The sequence below is a fragment of the Amedibacillus dolichus DSM 3991 genome (assembly GCF_000154285.1).
GTDB lineage: Bacteria > Bacillota_I > Bacilli_A > Erysipelotrichales > Erysipelotrichaceae > Amedibacillus > Amedibacillus dolichus.
Window position 1 is genome coordinate 201,652 of record NZ_DS483474.1, and the last position, 17,936, is coordinate 219,587.

Annotated in this window: 16 protein-coding genes; 10 read left to right on the forward strand and 6 right to left on the reverse strand. The window is 35.8% G+C overall.

Annotated elements, in window-relative coordinates:
- Positions 1-64: 64 nt before the first annotated feature.
- Positions 65-1,939, reverse strand: coding sequence for a BglG family transcription antiterminator (locus tag EUBDOL_RS03975; protein WP_040463047.1), 1,875 nt, complete (start codon positions 1,937-1,939; stop codon positions 65-67).
- A gap of 205 nt (positions 1,940-2,144) precedes the next feature.
- On the opposite strand from EUBDOL_RS03975, the gene EUBDOL_RS03980 reads away from it, so the two are divergent.
- Genes EUBDOL_RS03980 through EUBDOL_RS03995 form a run of 4 tightly spaced genes read left to right on the forward strand, consistent with a single transcriptional unit; the run spans position 2,145 to position 5,445 of the window.
- On the forward strand, positions 2,145-2,465 hold the full coding sequence (locus EUBDOL_RS03980; protein ID WP_004798750.1) for a PTS lactose/cellobiose transporter subunit IIA: 321 nt from the start codon (positions 2,145-2,147) through the stop codon (positions 2,463-2,465).
- On the forward strand, positions 2,462-3,847 hold the full coding sequence (locus EUBDOL_RS03985) for a glycoside hydrolase family 1 protein (RefSeq protein WP_004798753.1): 1,386 nt from the start codon (positions 2,462-2,464) through the stop codon (positions 3,845-3,847). Before EUBDOL_RS03980 ends, EUBDOL_RS03985 begins: the two co-directional genes overlap by 4 nt.
- A 1-nt stretch (position 3,848) precedes the next feature.
- Entirely contained in the window at positions 3,849-5,144 is a 1,296-nt protein-coding gene (locus EUBDOL_RS03990; RefSeq protein WP_004798755.1) for a PTS sugar transporter subunit IIC, read from the forward strand.
- 1 nt (position 5,145) lies between these two features.
- Positions 5,146-5,445 (forward strand): PTS sugar transporter subunit IIB, encoded by a 300-nt coding sequence (locus tag EUBDOL_RS03995; RefSeq protein WP_022420787.1) that lies wholly within the window; start codon positions 5,146-5,148, stop codon positions 5,443-5,445.
- A 163-nt stretch (positions 5,446-5,608) separates the two neighbouring features.
- Here EUBDOL_RS03995 and EUBDOL_RS04000 read toward each other — a convergent pair whose 3' ends face one another.
- From EUBDOL_RS04000 to rpmH, 5 genes are all read right to left on the reverse strand, one after another.
- Positions 5,609-6,535 (reverse strand): Rpn family recombination-promoting nuclease/putative transposase, encoded by a 927-nt coding sequence (locus EUBDOL_RS04000; protein ID WP_040463050.1) that lies wholly within the window; start codon positions 6,533-6,535, stop codon positions 5,609-5,611.
- Positions 6,536-6,652: 117 nt separating this feature from the next.
- Positions 6,653-7,267 carry a Jag family protein gene (locus EUBDOL_RS04005; protein ID WP_004798762.1) on the reverse strand — a complete coding sequence of 205 codons (615 nt, stop codon included), beginning with the start codon at positions 7,265-7,267 and terminating at the stop codon, positions 6,653-6,655.
- 11 nt (positions 7,268-7,278) lie between these two features.
- Entirely contained in the window at positions 7,279-8,265 is a 987-nt protein-coding gene (locus EUBDOL_RS04010; protein WP_004798764.1) for a YidC/Oxa1 family membrane protein insertase, read from the reverse strand.
- Between the two features lie 31 nt (positions 8,266-8,296).
- On the reverse strand, positions 8,297-8,623 hold the full coding sequence (gene rnpA / locus EUBDOL_RS04015; RefSeq protein ID WP_004798765.1) for a ribonuclease P protein component: 327 nt from the start codon (positions 8,621-8,623) through the stop codon (positions 8,297-8,299).
- Positions 8,624-8,674: 51 nt separating this feature from the next.
- Entirely contained in the window at positions 8,675-8,809 is a 135-nt protein-coding gene (gene rpmH / locus EUBDOL_RS11185) for a 50S ribosomal protein L34 (RefSeq protein WP_083781332.1), read from the reverse strand.
- A 586-nt stretch (positions 8,810-9,395) separates the two neighbouring features.
- Between rpmH and dnaA the strand changes: the two genes are divergently transcribed.
- From dnaA to gyrA, 6 genes are all read left to right on the forward strand, one after another.
- Complete coding sequence (dnaA, locus tag EUBDOL_RS04020; protein WP_022419851.1) at positions 9,396-10,751, forward strand: chromosomal replication initiator protein DnaA; 1,356 nt, start codon at positions 9,396-9,398, stop codon at positions 10,749-10,751.
- Between the two features lie 146 nt (positions 10,752-10,897).
- Positions 10,898-12,016, forward strand: a complete 1,119-nt coding sequence (gene dnaN, locus EUBDOL_RS04025; RefSeq protein ID WP_004798774.1) for a DNA polymerase III subunit beta — start codon at positions 10,898-10,900, stop codon at positions 12,014-12,016.
- A gap of 145 nt (positions 12,017-12,161) precedes the next feature.
- Positions 12,162-12,365, forward strand: coding sequence for a S4 domain-containing protein YaaA (yaaA, locus tag EUBDOL_RS04030; protein ID WP_004798776.1), 204 nt, complete (start codon positions 12,162-12,164; stop codon positions 12,363-12,365).
- Complete coding sequence (gene recF, locus EUBDOL_RS04035; protein WP_004798777.1) at positions 12,362-13,462, forward strand: DNA replication/repair protein RecF; 1,101 nt, start codon at positions 12,362-12,364, stop codon at positions 13,460-13,462. The genes yaaA and recF overlap by 4 nt, the downstream gene beginning before the upstream one ends.
- A 44-nt stretch (positions 13,463-13,506) precedes the next feature.
- Positions 13,507-15,420, forward strand: coding sequence for a DNA topoisomerase (ATP-hydrolyzing) subunit B (gyrB, locus tag EUBDOL_RS04040; protein WP_040463123.1), 1,914 nt, complete (start codon positions 13,507-13,509; stop codon positions 15,418-15,420).
- 14 nt (positions 15,421-15,434) lie between these two features.
- Entirely contained in the window at positions 15,435-17,909 is a 2,475-nt protein-coding gene (gene gyrA, locus EUBDOL_RS04045) for a DNA gyrase subunit A (protein ID WP_004798780.1), read from the forward strand.
- Positions 17,910-17,936 lie beyond the last annotated feature (27 nt).

A 17,936-nucleotide genomic window follows, 5' to 3' on the forward strand; every position in this document is an offset into this window, starting at 1 on the left:
ATTTATAAATCTGTCTTTATTTTAACATGCATAAAAAGACAAAACAATTATTTATTTGTTTTTTTTATATTTGTTGAAGGAGAATTGTTTTAAATTCATCAAAAGAATTTACATTTGTAAGTCTTGATAATTTATACGGGTTTTCTAATATTTGAATCATACTTTCATAAAGCTCAATAAATCGTTTTCGATCTTCCCGCCTTACGGAAATCATTAAAACAATATTCACTATATTTTCTTGATCCCAATGAATTCCTTTGTGTGAAATAAGAACAGAAACCATAGTTTTATTAGCATTTAATTCAATCGCGTGAGGAATTGCATATTTTCCACTGAAGCAAGTCGAGGATAGCTGTTCTCTGTTTTTTACCGAATCTGGAAAATTAGTATCTGCGATTTTATGATGAACCATTTCTTTAGCTAAAAAATCTAATATTTCATACTTATCTTGAAAATCATCGCAAATATAAAATAAATCAGATTGAAAAAATTCAAAAAATAGAGTACTAGCCTTCATAGAAGTGTATAAACCTGTAAGATTTGAAATTACTTTATTAATCTTGTCGATATCGGCTAATGTCAAAAAAGGAGATACTTCAATGACAGGTATCGGAAGATGAACAATATTATCTGTGGTGATAACTAAGTCAACGGACTGATTTTGTAGGTTTTCAAAGGTTCCTTGAATTAATTGAATCGTATCCGGTAATATTTTTCGAAGTTTATTATATAAATATTGTTTGACTTGATGATAATTTTCACATAAGAAGAAACAATAGATTTGTGTGCGATAAATTGCATTTTCTACTAGGGATCCGATATAAATACAGATAAATCCAATTTCAGAATCATTAATTTGAATATTATACGCTTTCTTGATATTGTTAGCAATATAAACCGCCACTTCATAAATAAACGGATGATCGGATTTTAAACTTCGAACAGCATAATTATATGCAGGCTGCATTGCCTTTGATCTTTTAATTAATCCATCGACATGCATTGAAAAACTATAAATATTGTCTGAAAAATCAATATCTAACATATAATGTCTAAAGGCACTTTTTAATATATTATGAATATTTTGTATAAAATCGGTATCTAGTAGTGAATCAATTGGATTTGTAACCGTGTCGTTTGGTTTTATTTGACCAATAATTAAACTAGATATATATTGAATATCATTTTTGGTTGGTGTTAATTGGTATTTTTCCTTATAGTACTCCAATATTTTTGTAGCGATTTTATATTCAATGGAATCTTTCGTACATTGATAGATAATTTCGGAATCTATGTAATGATGTGTTTGCATACGGTATAAAGCTACTGATAGAGATACAGTTAATGTATTGGCATATACGCGGTCTATAGAATAATCATGATCATGAATTATTTTTTCTAAAAATGATTTTGTTTTTGAAAGCTCGATATTATCAAAATAAGGACTGAAAGATTCAATGTTGATAAAAGATCCTTGAGTTTCATTGATAATAAGATTTTTAATTAGTTGTCTTTTGTAAATTTCATTTCCTTCAATATGCAGATATCCTTTATTTCGAATAATAGATAATGAATATTCTTTTAATATATCTTGATATGTCTTTAAATGTTTTTCGAGTGTTGTAATACTTACATATAATTGATCGGCTAAGTCATAGATATGAATTGAACTATTGGAAAATAGTAAGATTTTTAAAGCTTCATTATCTTTTTGTGGATATTTCGAGGATTGATAAATTGCTTCATAGGCTGATGTATTTAGCGTATATCCTTTATTAGAGGATTCAATAATTTTATGGCTCCTATTGATTGCCATAATTTCGTTTTGAATTGTTCGTACGGAGCAATTCAATAGAATGGATAATTCTTTTCCTGTTAAGGATTGATGCGTATTGATTTCTTGTACGATTTTAGACTGTCTGGTGGTTAATTTTCGCATATTACATATCCTTTCCAAATATTCATATTTATTAATCTTTATCATAAGAAAAAAATTAAAAATTGTAAAATATGTTTTTTCGTAATACCTCGCAAAATGAATTGTGGGGCATGTCACAAAAACAGGTTTGAACTAAAAAACTGTTTTTTTTAAAATATAAAAGTAAATTAACGTGCACGGTTAGTTTTTAAGAAAGGGTGAATATATGACAGAAGAAACAATTCAAGAGATGTCTTTTGAGATTATCGGATACGCAGGAAATGCTTTTTCTTATTTCTATGAAGCAGTTGAAGAAATGATGGAGGAAAATAAGGAAAGAGCAAAAGAGCTTTATAACTTAGGTAAGAAAGAATTAACACAAGCTCATAAAGTACAAACAGATTTATTAATTTCTGAGGCAAATGGAGAAAAGGTAAATATAAATGTAATTTTAATTCATGCGCAGGATCATTTAATGACAACGATTATGTATGAACGTATTGCAAGACAAATGATTCGTATTTTAGACAAAGAGGCAAGACTATGAGCAAATTTTTATGGGGAAGTGCGACTAGCGCTTATCAATGTGAAGGTGGTTGGCGAGAAGGTGGAAAAGGATTAACCAATTGGGATATTTTTTGTCATAGTGATGAGAATTCGGTAAATCCTGTAACTGGAGATGTAGCTTCAGATGTTTACCATCGATACGAAGAAGATATTCGAATGTTAGCAAAAGGAAATCAAAATGCCTATCGTTTTTCCCTGTGTTGGACACGTATTCTTCCAAATGGAACAGGTGAAGTAAGCCAAGCAGGAATTGATTTCTATAATCGCGTTTTAGATACTTGTGAAAAGTACGGTGTTGAACCATTCGTAACTTTATATCACTATGATATTCCTATCTCTCTATTTAAATCCGGTGGGTGGGAAAATCGAGAAACTGCTTTCGCCTTTATTGAATATGCAAAGATATGTTTTAAATATTTCGGTCATCGGGTGAAATACTGGGCAACAGTAAATGAACCGAATTATGAAACTTATTGCTGCTATGGTCGTGGTAATTATCCACCAAATGTGCAAAATCTTTCTAGACGTTGGAAAGCTATGTATCATTTGTTATTAGGAAGTGCCGGCTGTATTCATGAATATAAAAAAATGAATCTTAAAGGAATGATTGGTATTGTCAGTGATAGCTATTCAATAGAGTCTTTAGTAGATAACGAAGAGTATCGCGAAGCAATTTACAATGCAGATTTATTTTATAACCGCTGTGTAAATGATGTCTCTGTCCTTGGAGAGTATCCGCAAGATTTCATTGATAAATTATCAAAGGAGTATGATTTATCATATATGCTTCCAGAAGATAAAGTAATCTTTAAAGAAGGGATTGTTGATTATTTAGGAATTAATGCATACGACCGAACTTTAGTTAAGCCATATACAACTGGAGAAACCTGTATGATAGCAAATAACACAGGAGATGGTGTTACTAAAAACTCAACAATTATTAAAGGTTGGTTTGAATTAGATGAAGACCCTAATACTATAAAAAATGCTTGGGGTTGTGAATTATATCCTAAATCTGTTTATAACTTGTTGTTAGATTTAAAAGATAAATATCCAAAAATACCAATTATCATTACGGAAAATGGCTTGGGATATTATGATGAATGTATTGATGGTAAAGTTAATGATCAATATCGAATTGAATTCTTAAATGGATTTATTTATTGGATTAAAAAAGCAATGGAAGATGGTTGTGATGTTCGTGGATATTTTGTATGGTCTACGATGGACTTATATAGTTGGATTAATGGATATAAAAAGCGATACGGTTTAGTATATATCGATTATGAAGATAATAATAAACGTATTCCAAAAGAAAGTTATTATTGGTATAAAAAGAAAATAAAAGAGGAAAGATTTTAATATGCATAAGATTAGTCAATTTATTGAAGAAAAGGTTGCCCCAGTGGCAACAAGATTATCAAGTCAGAAATATTTAAAAGCCTTACAAAGCACATTCTTGTTTTTAATTCCATTTTTTACAATTGGTAGTTTTGCATTGGTTTTGATTTCACCACCAATGGATTATACTACCATGGATCCAGGTTTCTTGTGCTCATTTATGAGAGGGTGGCAAGCCTTTGCTGATTACACAGGTCCTGTTTTAGAGTATGTATTTAATGTTACTATGCCTTTAATGTCATTGTATGTAGCAGTAGGAATTTCATATAATTTATGTAAAGAATATAAAATGAATACGATGATGCCAATTTTAGTTACTATGTCAACATTTGTTATTTCGGCAAGTATGAATGTGGATCGAACATTATCATTCGCTGCCTTTGATGCAACAGGTTTATTTACAGCGATTTTTGTTGGTATTACTTCTTTTGAATTATATCGGGTTCTAGTTGAGAAAAAAATTGGTCGTATTAATTTAGAAGGTTCAGGTGTTCCTCCAGCTCTCGCGGATTCCATTGGAAACTTAGTTCCTGTTGCAATTGTTGTCATATTAACAGCTTTTTTGAATAACTTATTATTATCATTTGCACATATTAATTTACCACAAGTTATCACAATGCTTATGACTCCACTTGTAAGTGCAGTGGATAATGTATGGGGTATAATTATCCTAGCTTTAATTGTTATGGTATTCTGGTGGTTTGGTATTCATGATTCTGTAATCACAAGTGCTTTAGATCCATTCTTCTACAGTAATTTAGGCGCTAACGCTGCAGCTTTTGCAGCAGGTACAGCAGCTGTGGCTTTACCTCATGTTGTAACTGCTCCATTCTGGTGGAACTTTATGGCAATTGGTGGAAGCGGTGCAACCTTAGGACTTGCATTTTTAGCATTGACTAGTAAATCAAAACAATTACGTACAATTGGAAAATTATCATTTATTCCATCTTTGTTTAATATTAATGAACCATTAATTTTTGGTTTACCATTAATGTATAACCCAATTATGATGATTCCTTTTATTATTGTTATGCCATTAAATGGTTTGATTACATATTTAGCAATGAGTAGCGGTTTGGTTGCTCGTACATTTGCTTATGCAAGCTGGAATATGTTTTCACCAATTGCGGCTTTAATCGATACAATGGATTTCAAAGCTGTTTTATTAATTATATTCTTAATTGTTGTAGATATTCTAATCTACTTACCATTTTTTAAAGCGTTTGAAAAAGAAAAAATTGCAGAAGAGGGAAAATAATATGAAAATTGTATTAGCATGCAATGCGGGTATGTCAACAAGTATCCTAAAAATGAAATTAGAAGAAGAAATGAAAAAAGATAATTTAGAACCTTATGTAATTGCAGTTCCTGTTTCCGAAATTGATGATTATATAGAAGGAGCAGACGTTGTGTTATTAGGACCACAAATTCGTTTCTTATTAAAAGAAGTAAAAACGAAAACAAATGTTCCTGTTATTACAATTGATATTCGTGATTACGGAACAATGAATGCAGTGAATGTGTATTCGTTAATAAAACAAGAATTAAATAAGGAATAAATAAAGAATATATAAAGTAGCTGATGATTTTCAGTTTACTTATATAATAAGCTACTCGGCTCTAAAAAGACGTAAGACTTTTTAGAGCCATTTTGGTGCTATTCAACTGTTATAGTCCCTTTTCTTATACTTTCTTATTTTGTAAAAAACATTTTTATACCTATTACTTCATAGCTTGCTTAAGTTCTTCCCAAGTATTGCAGGTAAAAAGCTGATTGGAAAGCTCATATAGCTGAGATAGGCTTAAGGTGGATAGCCATTCTTTAGCATCAACAGCGAATTTCTGTTTAATTTGCAAGGTTAATAAATTCAAAGTGCCAAATCGATTGCCTTCCTCTAAGCCTTTCTGTTTTCCTTCATCATAGCTATCCAACAGATTGTTCTTCTCTCTCCACTCTGCCATCTGTCTCGACATTGCCAGCGACCACAGCCCTTCATCATCTTTGAATTTCTCATGCTTTTCCATTAGCTTCCTCACCAACCTTTCCTTTGTCTTTAGTATAGCATGATTCGCATTGTTTTTAAACAAGTAGCACACCTGTTCAAAATCATTCATTGCTTCCATTCCCTTTTCTTTCGCTATTTCATCAATCATCGGCAGTTGAATATAGATTCTGTGTAACAGTGGCTCTTTGCTTTCTGCCTCTCCATATGGATCTCGCATAATATAGCGATTGATCAATCGTTTCTCATTTTGCGGACATGCATTTACAAAGATGATTTGATAAATCGATTGAAGCTGACGATAGTTCTCTCCCTCTACGAGTTGCTTGCTAAGCATGTTTGCCCCATAGTATTCAAATCGTTTCCATTCCGATGCCTGTAAGAAGGTAGTCTGCATTTCAAAGTCATATTCATGACCTTGCTCGTCCTTGACATGAATATCCAAGATGCTTTGCTTTTGCGCAAGCAGTGTTGGATCAAGATTGGGATTCAAAACGATGCTTTCTTTTGGATGAATACCGGTAACACGTTCAATGATGGTGTTACGGATATATGTGGAATCCTCATCTTCACTTCCAAGAGCATATTTAAAGAAAAAGTCATTGCAGTAATTCACTTCATTACTGCATGTTGTATTGGTAAGCATATCGATCCTCTCCTTTCGCTGAAATATACCTACATATATCTCATACGAAGGAAAAAAGAAAAAGCAGTGAAAAAACATAAAAAAAGTAAGAACCGTAAATGATTCTTACTCTCTATACTATTCCTTTTCCGGTGCGTAACAAATTTTCAAACGACGCTGATTGCCTTCCCCTTCACTTACCGTTCGTACATACTTCATCGTAGATAGGTAGTTATGCACTGCCTTTCTTTCATCAGCAGGCATCGGATCTAATACTGCATCAGTTTTTGTGCGCTGAACGGTTTTTGCGACACGCCGTGCCAGAGAACAAACCTTTTGATATTTTTCCTCTTTATATCCGTTAATATCAATTAACACACCAATTCTGCGCTTAAATTCACTTGATGCGGCTGATTTTAACACCGTATTGATGGCTTGTAGGGTCTGTCCGTTTTTACCGATCAGAATTGCATTATTATCAGCATCAATATTGACATGGAAGAAACCATTTTCTTCACTTACCTCAACATTTGCTTCCATTGCAATATTTTGAAAATAGCTATCTAAATAAGATTTCATGAAATCAATAATATCCAAATCACAATAAGCACTGATGGTTGTCTTACTTCCAAGACCTAAAAAGCCTGATGTTTCTTCGATAACCGTATAAGTTAATTGATCTGTTTCTACTCCTTTATCAAGAGCAGCGGCCTTCAAGGCATCATCAAGATTTTTGCCTGTATAAGTCTTCATGCCTACGCCTCCTAGTCTTTAATAAAGAATTTGTGAACAAGAATATTTTGTAATACACGTACTACAGAACCTACTAACCAATAGAATGACATTGCCAAAGGCCAGTTAATAGCGAATATAGCAATCATACCTGTACTCATATACATCATCATGTTCATAGATCCTGCCATACCGCTTTGCTTTGGCTGTGCATATTTCTTTTCTTTAACGTGATTTTTCTTTTTGCGATATTCTTGTAGCCATTGAGGCATCTTGAAGGATACCAACTGGAATACGATCATCAATAGGAAGATAACCACATGCCACCAGCTTTGTGAAGTAAATCCTTCAAGTGGTGTAACAGTTAAATCTATACCATAGAAAGAACCGCTGACTACTGCATAAGCACGCATCGTTGCATAATACATACCGAAGATTACCGGGAACTGAATAAAGGTAACCAAAATCGTACCAAACGGATTGATCTGATTTTTCTTATACAATGCCTGCATTTCCTGCGCCTGCAGCATTTTAGAACGATCATCATTTCGTCCAGCATATTTTGCCTGAATCTTATTTAATTCCGGCTGAATGCTCTGCATTTTTTGTGTTGCGACCTGTGATTTAATAGAGAACAGGAAGATAATGAACTGAATAAGCAGAGTTGTAATAATGATACCTACACCGGCATCGGTAAAGCTAGATGTAATGTTAATCAGCTGTGCAATCGGCCAAACAATCAAACCGTTAAACCAACCCTCGCTCATTGCATCACCGAAGGTCGTTTTCTTAATTTGAATGATATCCTCCGGCTTCATATCCTTGTACTTCTTTTGAATTTCTTTGTCGTCCGGCAAATCTACCTGACTGCGTTTTACTTCTACGTCCTCAGATGCAATAATTGAATTTACGTATGTTTTTCCAGATTCACCGCGTGGGTTACTACAACCTGTTAAAACAAATACCATAACCATAATTACTGCAAGGAATTTCTTTTTACTTTTTAAAAATCTTTTCATTTATATTTCTCCTCGCTAATTTTGCTTACCATTATATTTTAACGTGTTTAACTAATCTTTCCAAGTGTTTTTTATTGTTTATATAACTTTCTTCATGATATTTCACTCGAACCAGAATAATCGTATCGAATTTCTCCTCAAATGTATAAATATCATGCACCATTTCACGTACCTGACGCTTTATTTTATTACGCATAACCGCATTTCCAAGCTTTTTGCCTGCCGATATTCCAACACGCGCATGCTCTTGCTGTCTGGGCTTTACGTAAATGGTAAAAGAAGGACACGCATAAAATTTTTTATAGTTCATAATACTAGAAAATTCTCTTGTACTTTTGATGCGATATTCTTTTTTCATACGCTCACCTCGTTTTCCTTCATTGAAAAAAAATCGCCCGAAGGCGACTTTTTAAGCTGATAACACTTTTCTACCTTTACTACGACGACGTGCTAATACGCGACGTCCTCCAACAGTAGCCATACGGGCTCTGAATCCGTGAGTTTTTTGGTGTTTTCTTTTGCTCGGTTGATATGTTCTTTTCACAAGAGCCACCTCCACTTCTTTATCTTTTATACAAATTGAGCATTGCTCGTAAATTATATAAAAAATACATTTGAAAGTCAATAAAATTTTTTCGAATGCTGCTCTTCTTACACGATTTTTCTTTATCTTTATATTATATAGAGATAGTTTTCAACATTCCACTATCATAATGGTGGAAAACTAATGTAAATTTAGTATTTTTTTTAAGAAACCGGTGGATTTTCAGCTATTTTTTGCTTTTCCACCTCTTTTCAACATTTTTTGCACACTGAAAAAAAGAGGTTTTCCACCGTATGTGGAAAGTGTAGAAAAGTATGATTAATCCTTTATTTATCAGATGTTTTTCAATTTCTATCATGTGGATATTATAGAAGCATATACCATTTTTTCCACTTTTCCACATAGTAAGATTATCCACTATGGAAAAAACAAGAGTTTTCCATGTGTAAAGATGTGGAAAACTTCAAATATCCTTTAAATAAAGGGTGTTTCTACTGTAATTTAGTGGAAAACTTTATCTGTCTTATTTTTCACATAGAAATTATCCACAAAGTATAGTAAAATGGTTACGTTAAAGGAGATTTATATGTCAAGTTTTATTACAATGCAGCTACAACAGATATGGGATAAAACCTTGGATCTAATCAAAGAGAACTCCAAAGTAGATACTGCCAATTTCAGTGTTTGGTTTGATGGCTCTCAGTTGTTTGACATTCGTGATGATCTCGCTATTATTACAGTTCCTTATAAAGTCAATAAACAAATTATCAGCGATCTTTATAAGGATCTGATCAAGGAGAAGCTTTCCATCGTATTGGAGCATGAGGTAGAATGTCAAATCCTATTGAAAAAAGAGGTTGATAGTGAGTATATCAATAAAGATGCCTTACGACGCAGCAATATCTTATTTGAAGATAAAATCAATCCGGAATATACCTTCGATAGCTTTGTCGTAGGTAAAAACAACCGCGAGGCACATGCAGCATCACTGTCTGCTTGCTATTATCCCGGCAAATTTAACAATCCATTGTTCATTTTCGGTAATTCCGGTTTAGGAAAAACCCACCTGCTTCATGCCATTGGCAATTATATTAAGGAAAATCGTCCGGAGGACAAAGTATTATATATTTACAGTGAGGATTTCGTAACACTGTTAATTGAAGCAATGAAAAATAAAAATGTTGAAGAAGTAAAGGAAAAAATTTGCTCTGCCGACTATTTGTTGATTGATGATATTCAGCGCTTGAAGCAAAGTACCTCACAGGAGCTGTTCTTCAATATGTATAACAAGCTTATTCGTGATAATAAGCAGATCGTAATTACCAGTGATATTCACCCAACGGAATTAAAGGGTATCGAAAATCGTTTGATTTCACGCTTTAGCAGCGGACTTTCTGTTTCTGTCGGATCACCGGAATTTGAAACCGCTAAGGCAATCCTTCAAAAAAAGATCGAGGGCAGAAACGAGGAAATTCTTATTGAAGATGAGGTGCTTGATTATTTGGCAACACGCTTTGCATCTGATGTTCGTAAGTTGGAAGGAGCTTTGAATGAGCTGTTCTTTAAATCAATTCTATACAATCCCGATACGATTGATTTAAAGTTTGCCAAAGAAATCTTTAAGGAAAATCCAATGACCGTAACAAATGACGAATTATCTGTCAATAAGATTAAAAAAGCTGTTTGTGATTTCTATGGACTTACCAAAACACAGATTGAATCCAAGTCCAGAACCAAAAACATTGCCAATGCAAGACACATTGCTGTATATTTATGTCGTAAGCATTTGGATATGCCATTTGCGAAAATCGGCTTAGAATTCGGAAATCGCGATCATTCTACCATTATGTCCTCTTATGAGAAGATGGTAAAGCTGCTGAAAGATAAGGAACAATTTCAACAGGCCTTACAACAAATTGAGAAGCAGTTGGGAATTCAATAAAATTATCCACCGCTTTCCACTTTTAATTCACAATGAAAATTGTTAAAATATCAGTATAAATAAAGGTGTTTTGATACTTTTCCACAGTTTTCCACACCCTTATTGTTATTATTTATTATAAATACATAAAAGAGAGGAGCATTCGCATGTATTTTAAAATATCCAAAAGAAACTTCTATAATGCTTTGTCCACAGCTTCACGAGCAATTTCCAATTTTTCACCGCTACCGGCTTTTTCCGGTATTAAGATCGATGCCAAAGAGGATCGCATTATTTTAACCGGTAGTGATTCCGATGTATCTATTCAAACAACTCTTAAGCATGGTGAAGATTGTGTTTTGGAAATCAAGGAAATGGGATCAATCGTTATTGAAGCTAAATATATCTTAGAAATTGTCCGTAAAACCGATGCCGATATTATTGAATTTGAAATGATTGATGGTTCTTTAACCAAGATTTCCGGTAATTCCGCAGAATTTCGTATCAACGGTATGAAAGCAATAGAATATCCGGCAATTGATTTTTCTAAACCTAAGGAGTCCTTTCAATTAGCGGAAGATGTTTTAAAGAAAATCATTACCCAAACAAGCTTTGCGACAAGTGATAAAGAAACAAGACCGGTGTTAATGGGAGTAAATTTTCATTGTGAAGGCAATGAATTACACTGTGTAGCTACCGATTCTTATCGTCTTGCGAGAAAAACCGTTGAATTGGAAGAAGAATTGAATTTCAATGTTACGATTCCTTCAAAATCCTTACAGGAAGTATTAAAAACATTGGAGGGTGAAAATGAGGTAGAAATCGCAGTAAATGATAAAAAAGCTCAATTTATCATTGGGGATACCATCGTTCAGACACGTTTGATTGATGGAGCATATCCGGAAACCAATCGTTTGATTCCTTTGCAGTTTGATTATGAATTGACGATTGATACCAAGGATCTGTTGAATGCTATTGATCGTGCAAGTTTTATTAAAAATGACGGTGTTTCCGTTATTAAGTTCTCTTTGAGTGAAGCTGAGTGTGTGCTTTCCAGTAAATCTATTGAGGTCGGATCTTCCACCGAAGTATTAAGCAGTGCCAGCTTTGAAGGTCAGCCACTAGAAATCAGCTGTAACGGTCGTTATGTTTTTGAGGCGATTCGTGCGTTAGGCGGAAGTCTTGTCAAATTCAGCTTATGTGGTGAAATGAAACCTTTTGTAATTACATCTTTAGAAGATGATAAGATTTTACAGTTAGTGCTTCCGGTACGTACCTACGCGTAAGCCTCATATCGTCCAACTCATCAAAAGTCCGGTTGAAAAACGGGGCTTTTTTTGCGATATTCCAATAGGAAGAAGATATAAAAAAGCTAACAAAACAGTGTTAAATATGCTATAATATATAGGTATATGAGAAAGGGTTTTTGGCATGAATATCAAGATAAATAGTGAATATATTACACTCGGTCAATTATTGAAAAAAGCCGATTTTATCCAAAGCGGAGGCGAAGCGAAATTCGCTGTGAAAGAAATGGATATTACAGTAAACGGTGAACAAGAGGATCGTCGTGGCAGAAAGCTTTATGCGGGTGATCGTTTGGTAATTGATGGGGTAGAAGTTATTATTTCATGAGGTTAACCAAGCTGCGCCTTCATGATTATCGCAATTATGAGGATTTGCAGATTACGCTGAAAAACGGCATTCATATTTTATCCGGTAAAAACGCACAGGGAAAAACGAATGTTTTAGAGGCTATTCTTTATCTTTCAACGACACGTTCTCATCGAACGGCGTGTGATGAGGATCTGATAAAAGAGGGAAAAGAGGCTTTTTTTATCAAGGCGGAAATTGAAAAGACCAATCGAAAAGAAGAATTGCAAATCAGCGTGAATGAGCGTGGCAAAAATTTATTTATGTATAAAAACCCGGTAAGTAAAGTCAGTGATTTTATCGGTGAATTTAATGCGGTAATGTTTTGTCCTGATGATATGATGCTGTTTAATGCTTCTCCTAGGGTCAGAAGGCGCTTTGTGGATATGGAATTAAGCAAGCTGAGTAAAACCTATGTAAATACCTTATTTGTCGCACAGAAGCTGTTAAAAGAGCGCAATCGGTATTTGAAGCAGGAGCATGTGAACAAGGAATACCTTGATGTAGTAACGATGCAGCTTATTGAGGCAACCATGGTCGTTATGAAGCAGCGTCATCACTTCTTAAAGCAGCTATTAACGAAATGTGCACAATTTTATAAGCGATTATCCAATGATGGTACACAGATCGAAGTTATTTATGAAAGCTGTGTGCCTTATACGGAAGATGAACAGCTGCTGCGTGATAGATTAACGGAAAAATATGAGAAAAGCAGAGAACGTGATCTAGCCATGAGGGTAACCTCTGTGGGTATTCATAAAGAGGATTTTATCTTTCAAATCAATGGCAGGGAGGTCGCAACCTATGCCTCTCAAGGACAGAAAAGAAGTATTTTATTAGCACTTAAGGTCGGAATGATTTATATGATCGAGGATATCATACACGATTATCCGGTGCTTTTATTAGATGATGTATTTTCGGAGCTTGATATGGATCGAAGAAAAGAGCTGTTGCATAGCTTACCGAATGAGGTACAGATTTTCATATCGACAACGGATATAGAAGAATTTAAACATTTGGACATTCATCAACCGATCACTATTTGGAGCATAGCAAGCGGTGTGATGAAGCAAGGATAAGGAGGTTTCCCATGGACGAAAAGCAAATGAAGGAAATTGAAGAAATGGAAAATGGTAAAGTAGATCATTCTTATACAGCAGATGATATTCAGGTCTTGGAGGGCTTAGAGGCGGTTCGTAAAAGACCGGGTATGTATATTGGTTCTACTAGTGAGCGAGGACTGCATCACTTGGTTTGGGAAATCGTAGACAACTCTATTGATGAAGCATTGGCAGGATTTGCGACGGATATTGAAATTGCAATCGAAAAGGACAATGTGATTCGTGTTGAGGATAACGGTCGTGGTATGCCGGTTGGTATCGTTGAAAAAACCGGTATTTCCGGTGTAGAAACCATTTTTACCGTACTTCATGCCGGTGGTAAATTCGGTGGTGGAGCGTATAAGGTTTCCGGCGGTCTGCATGGTGTCGGTGCCAGTGTAGTTAATGCGTTATCGGAATGGTTGGAGGTTACGGTTCATCAGAACGGTAAAAAGCATTTCCTGCGCTTTGAAAACGGTGGAAAGCCCAGCGGTGCTTTAAAGGTTATCGGAGATACCGATAAGCATGGCTCTGTGGTTCGCTTTAAGGCTGATGCTTCTATTTTTACGGAAACACAGGTATATAGTTTTGATACCTTGAATACCCGTATTCGTCAGCTGGCTTTTTTGAATAAGGGAATCCGTTTGGTGATTATCGATGAGCGTGAGGAAGAAGCAAAACGTATTGAATATAAATATGATGGCGGGATTCGTCAGTATGTAGAATATTTGAATAAAAATAAAAATGTACTTCATGAAGATGTGATTTATGTTGAAGGTTTGGAAGAAGGAATTTTAGCGGAGGTTGCGTTACAGTATAATGATGGCTATATGCCAAATATCTATTCCTTCTGTAACAATATCAATACCATGGAAGGTGGTACGCATGAGGACGGCTTCCGTTTGGCATTGACGCGTGTTATCAATGCGTATGCCAGAGAGAACAATTTAATCAAAAAAGATGAAACGCTTGCCGGTGATGATGTGCGTGAAGGTTTGACGGCTATTATTTCGGTAAAGCACCCCGATCCACAATATGAAGGACAAACCAAAACAAAGCTGGGAAATTCGGAGGTACGTAAGATTGTATCCGGTATTTTAGGAGATCAGCTGGAGCGTTTCTTGATTGAAAATCCGACAACGGCGAAAATTATCGTTGAAAAGGGCGTATTGGCTAGTAAAGCACGTATGGCGGCTAAGAAAGCTCGTGAATTGACACGCCGTAAGAGTGCTTTGGAAATTACCTCTTTACCGGGAAAATTGGCGGATTGTTCCAGCAAAGATGCCAGCGAATGTGAAATTTATATCGTCGAGGGTGATTCTGCCGGTGGTAGTGCAAAGCAGGGACGTAATTCAAAATTTCAGGCAATTCTGCCTTTACGAGGAAAGATTTTGAATGTCGAAAAAGCACGCTTGCATCGTATTTTTGAGAATAACGAAATTCGTTCCATGGTTACTGCCTTTGGGTGTGGTATCGGTGATGAAATAGATATTTCAAAGTTGCGTTATCATAAAATTGTTATTATGACCGATGCCGATGTCGACGGTGCCCATATTTGTACCTTGATGCTTACCTTCTTTTATCGTTTCTTGCGACCGGTTATTGAAGGCGGTTATGTTTATATCGCAATGCCGCCACTGTTTAAGGTTGCAAAGGGCAATCGTGTAGAGTACGTTTACAAGGAAGAAGAAATGGAACGTGTACGTGCTGAAATGGGTGAAAATGTGAATGTTCAGCGTTACAAAGGTTTGGGTGAGATGAATCCGGAACAGCTATGGGAAACTACGATGGATCCGGCTTTTAGAACCTTGAAGCAGGTTAATATCGAAGATGCGGTAGAAGCCGATGCTATCTTTGAAATGCTGATGGGAGAAGAGGTTGAACCTAGACGTGAATTTATACAAGAAAATGCAAAATATGCAACACTTGATATTTAAAAGGAGGTGTTTTCATGGATATCAATAAGGATAAATTGTTACAGGTCGATATTGCAAAGGAAATGAAAACATCATTCCTTGATTATTCGATGTCGGTTATTGTTGAACGTGCATTGCCGGACGTTCGTGATGGATTAAAGCCGGTTCATCGTCGTATTTTACATGCGATGAATGAATTGGGTATTGTTGCCAGCAAGCCATTTAAAAAGTCGGCACGTATTGTCGGTGAAGTTATCGGTAAGTATCACCCACATGGCGATACTGCTGTTTATGATGCAATGGTTCGTATGGCACAGGATTTCAGCTATCGTTATATGCTTGTGCAGGGACATGGAAACTTTGGTTCTATGGACGGTGATGGCGCTGCGGCAATGCGTTATACCGAAGCCCGTATGAGTAAGATTGCAATGGAGATGCTGAAGGATATTAACAAAAATACGGTCGATTTCGTACCGAACTATGATGGAGAAGAAAAAGAGCCTTCTGTTATGCCAGCTCGCTTTCCGAACCTGTTGGTAAATGGTTCAGTTGGAATTGCGGTTGGTATGGCAACCAATATCCCACCGCATAATCTAGGAGAAACGATTGATGCGATATTTGCAATCATGGACAATCCGGATATTACGGTATTGGAATTGATGGATAATTATATCTTTGGACCGGATTTTCCAACCGGTGGTATGATCTTAGGAAGAGCCGGTATTCGTCAGGCTTATGAAACCGGACGTGGCTCTATTATGATTCGTTGTAAGCATCATCTTGAAGAAATGGATAACGGTAAGACACGAATTGTTGTTACTGAGGTTCCATATCAGGTAAATAAGGCTAATTTGATTACAAAGATTGCGGATTTGGTGCGTGAAAAGCAAATTGATGGGATTACATATTTGAATGATGAATCCAATCGTGAGGGAATCCGTATCGTAATCGAGCTACGTAAAGATGTTCAAGTTGATGTTGTGTTAAATCAATTATTCAGAATGACATCTTTGCAAACAAGCTTTGGTGTCAATATGCTTGCCTTACATGATCGATCTCCTAAGCAAATGGGCATTAAAGAGCTATTGGGACATTATATTGACCATCAGATTGATGTTACGGTACGTCGTACCAAGTATGATTTAAAGAAAGCGGAGGATCGCGCGCATATTTTAGAAGGTTTGCGTATTGCTTTGGATCATATTGATGAAATTATTCATATTATTCGTTCAAGTAAAAATGACAGCGAAGCACGCTCTCGCTTGATGGAGAACTTTGAGCTTTCTGAAATTCAAGCCAATGCTATTTTGGAAATGCGTTTGCGTCGTTTGACCGGTTTGGAAAGAGATAAAATCGAAAATGAATATCAAGAGCTGTTAGCATTGATTATTGATTTAAAGGATATTCTTGCTAATCATGATCGTGTCTTGCAGATCATTCGTGATGAATTAACGGAAGTTAAAAATAAATATGGTGATGAACGTCGTACGGAAATCAGCGATGCCGACTACGATATGCAGGACGAGGATTTGATTCCGGTGGAAGATATCGTAATTACGATGACAACGAATGGCTATATCAAGCGTATGCCAACCGATACGTATCATACACAAAATCGTGGTGGTCGTGGTATCAAGGGAATGGCAGTCAATGAAGATGATATTGTTGAAATGCTTGTACCGATGTCTACACATGATTTCTTATTGTTATTTACCAATATCGGTAAGGTTTATCGTATTAAGGGCTATAAGGTACCGAATGCGTCAAGAACTGCCAAGGGCTTACCGGTTGTCAATTTATTGAATTTGGATAAAGATGAAAAGGTCAAAGCACTGGTTCCGATGAAGGTGGATCATGAAGCGGAATATTTGATGTTTGTTACAAAGAATGGGCTTGTGAAGCGTGTTCCTAGCGCTGAATTTGCTTCCATTCGACAAAACGGAAAAATTGCAATTACCTTACGTGAGGGCGATGAGCTGGTTGGTGTGAAGGAAACAACCGGTGATGACGAAATTATTATTGCCGGATCTAATGGTAAGGCGGTTCGCTTCCACGAAGATGGTGTTCGTCCGATGGGACGCAGTGCCAGTGGAGTGAAGGGCTTTAATGTCGATGGTGCTGTGGTTGTCGGTATGGCTACTTCAAGAGATGGAACGCATTTATTGGCAGTAAGTGAAAATGGCTATGGAAAGCGTACGGCGATTGATGAATATCGTATGACGACACGTGGTGCCAAGGGTGTTAAAACAATCAATATCACACCGAAAACCGGGGATTTGGTATCGGTTCGTGCGGTTAATGGCGATGAAGATGCTATGATTGTAACCAATAGTGGTATTATTATTCGTATCGAGGTTGATAAAATCGGTATTTACAGTCGTAATACGCAAGGTGTGAAATTGATCAATGTCGCAGAGCATGAGGTTGTCGCAAAGGTTGCAATCGTTGAAAAGCAGGCAGAAGAAGCAAAGGATACTGCAAGTGAAGAAGCTTCGGATAAGGAAGCATAAATCTTAAATAACAGGACTGTTTAATTT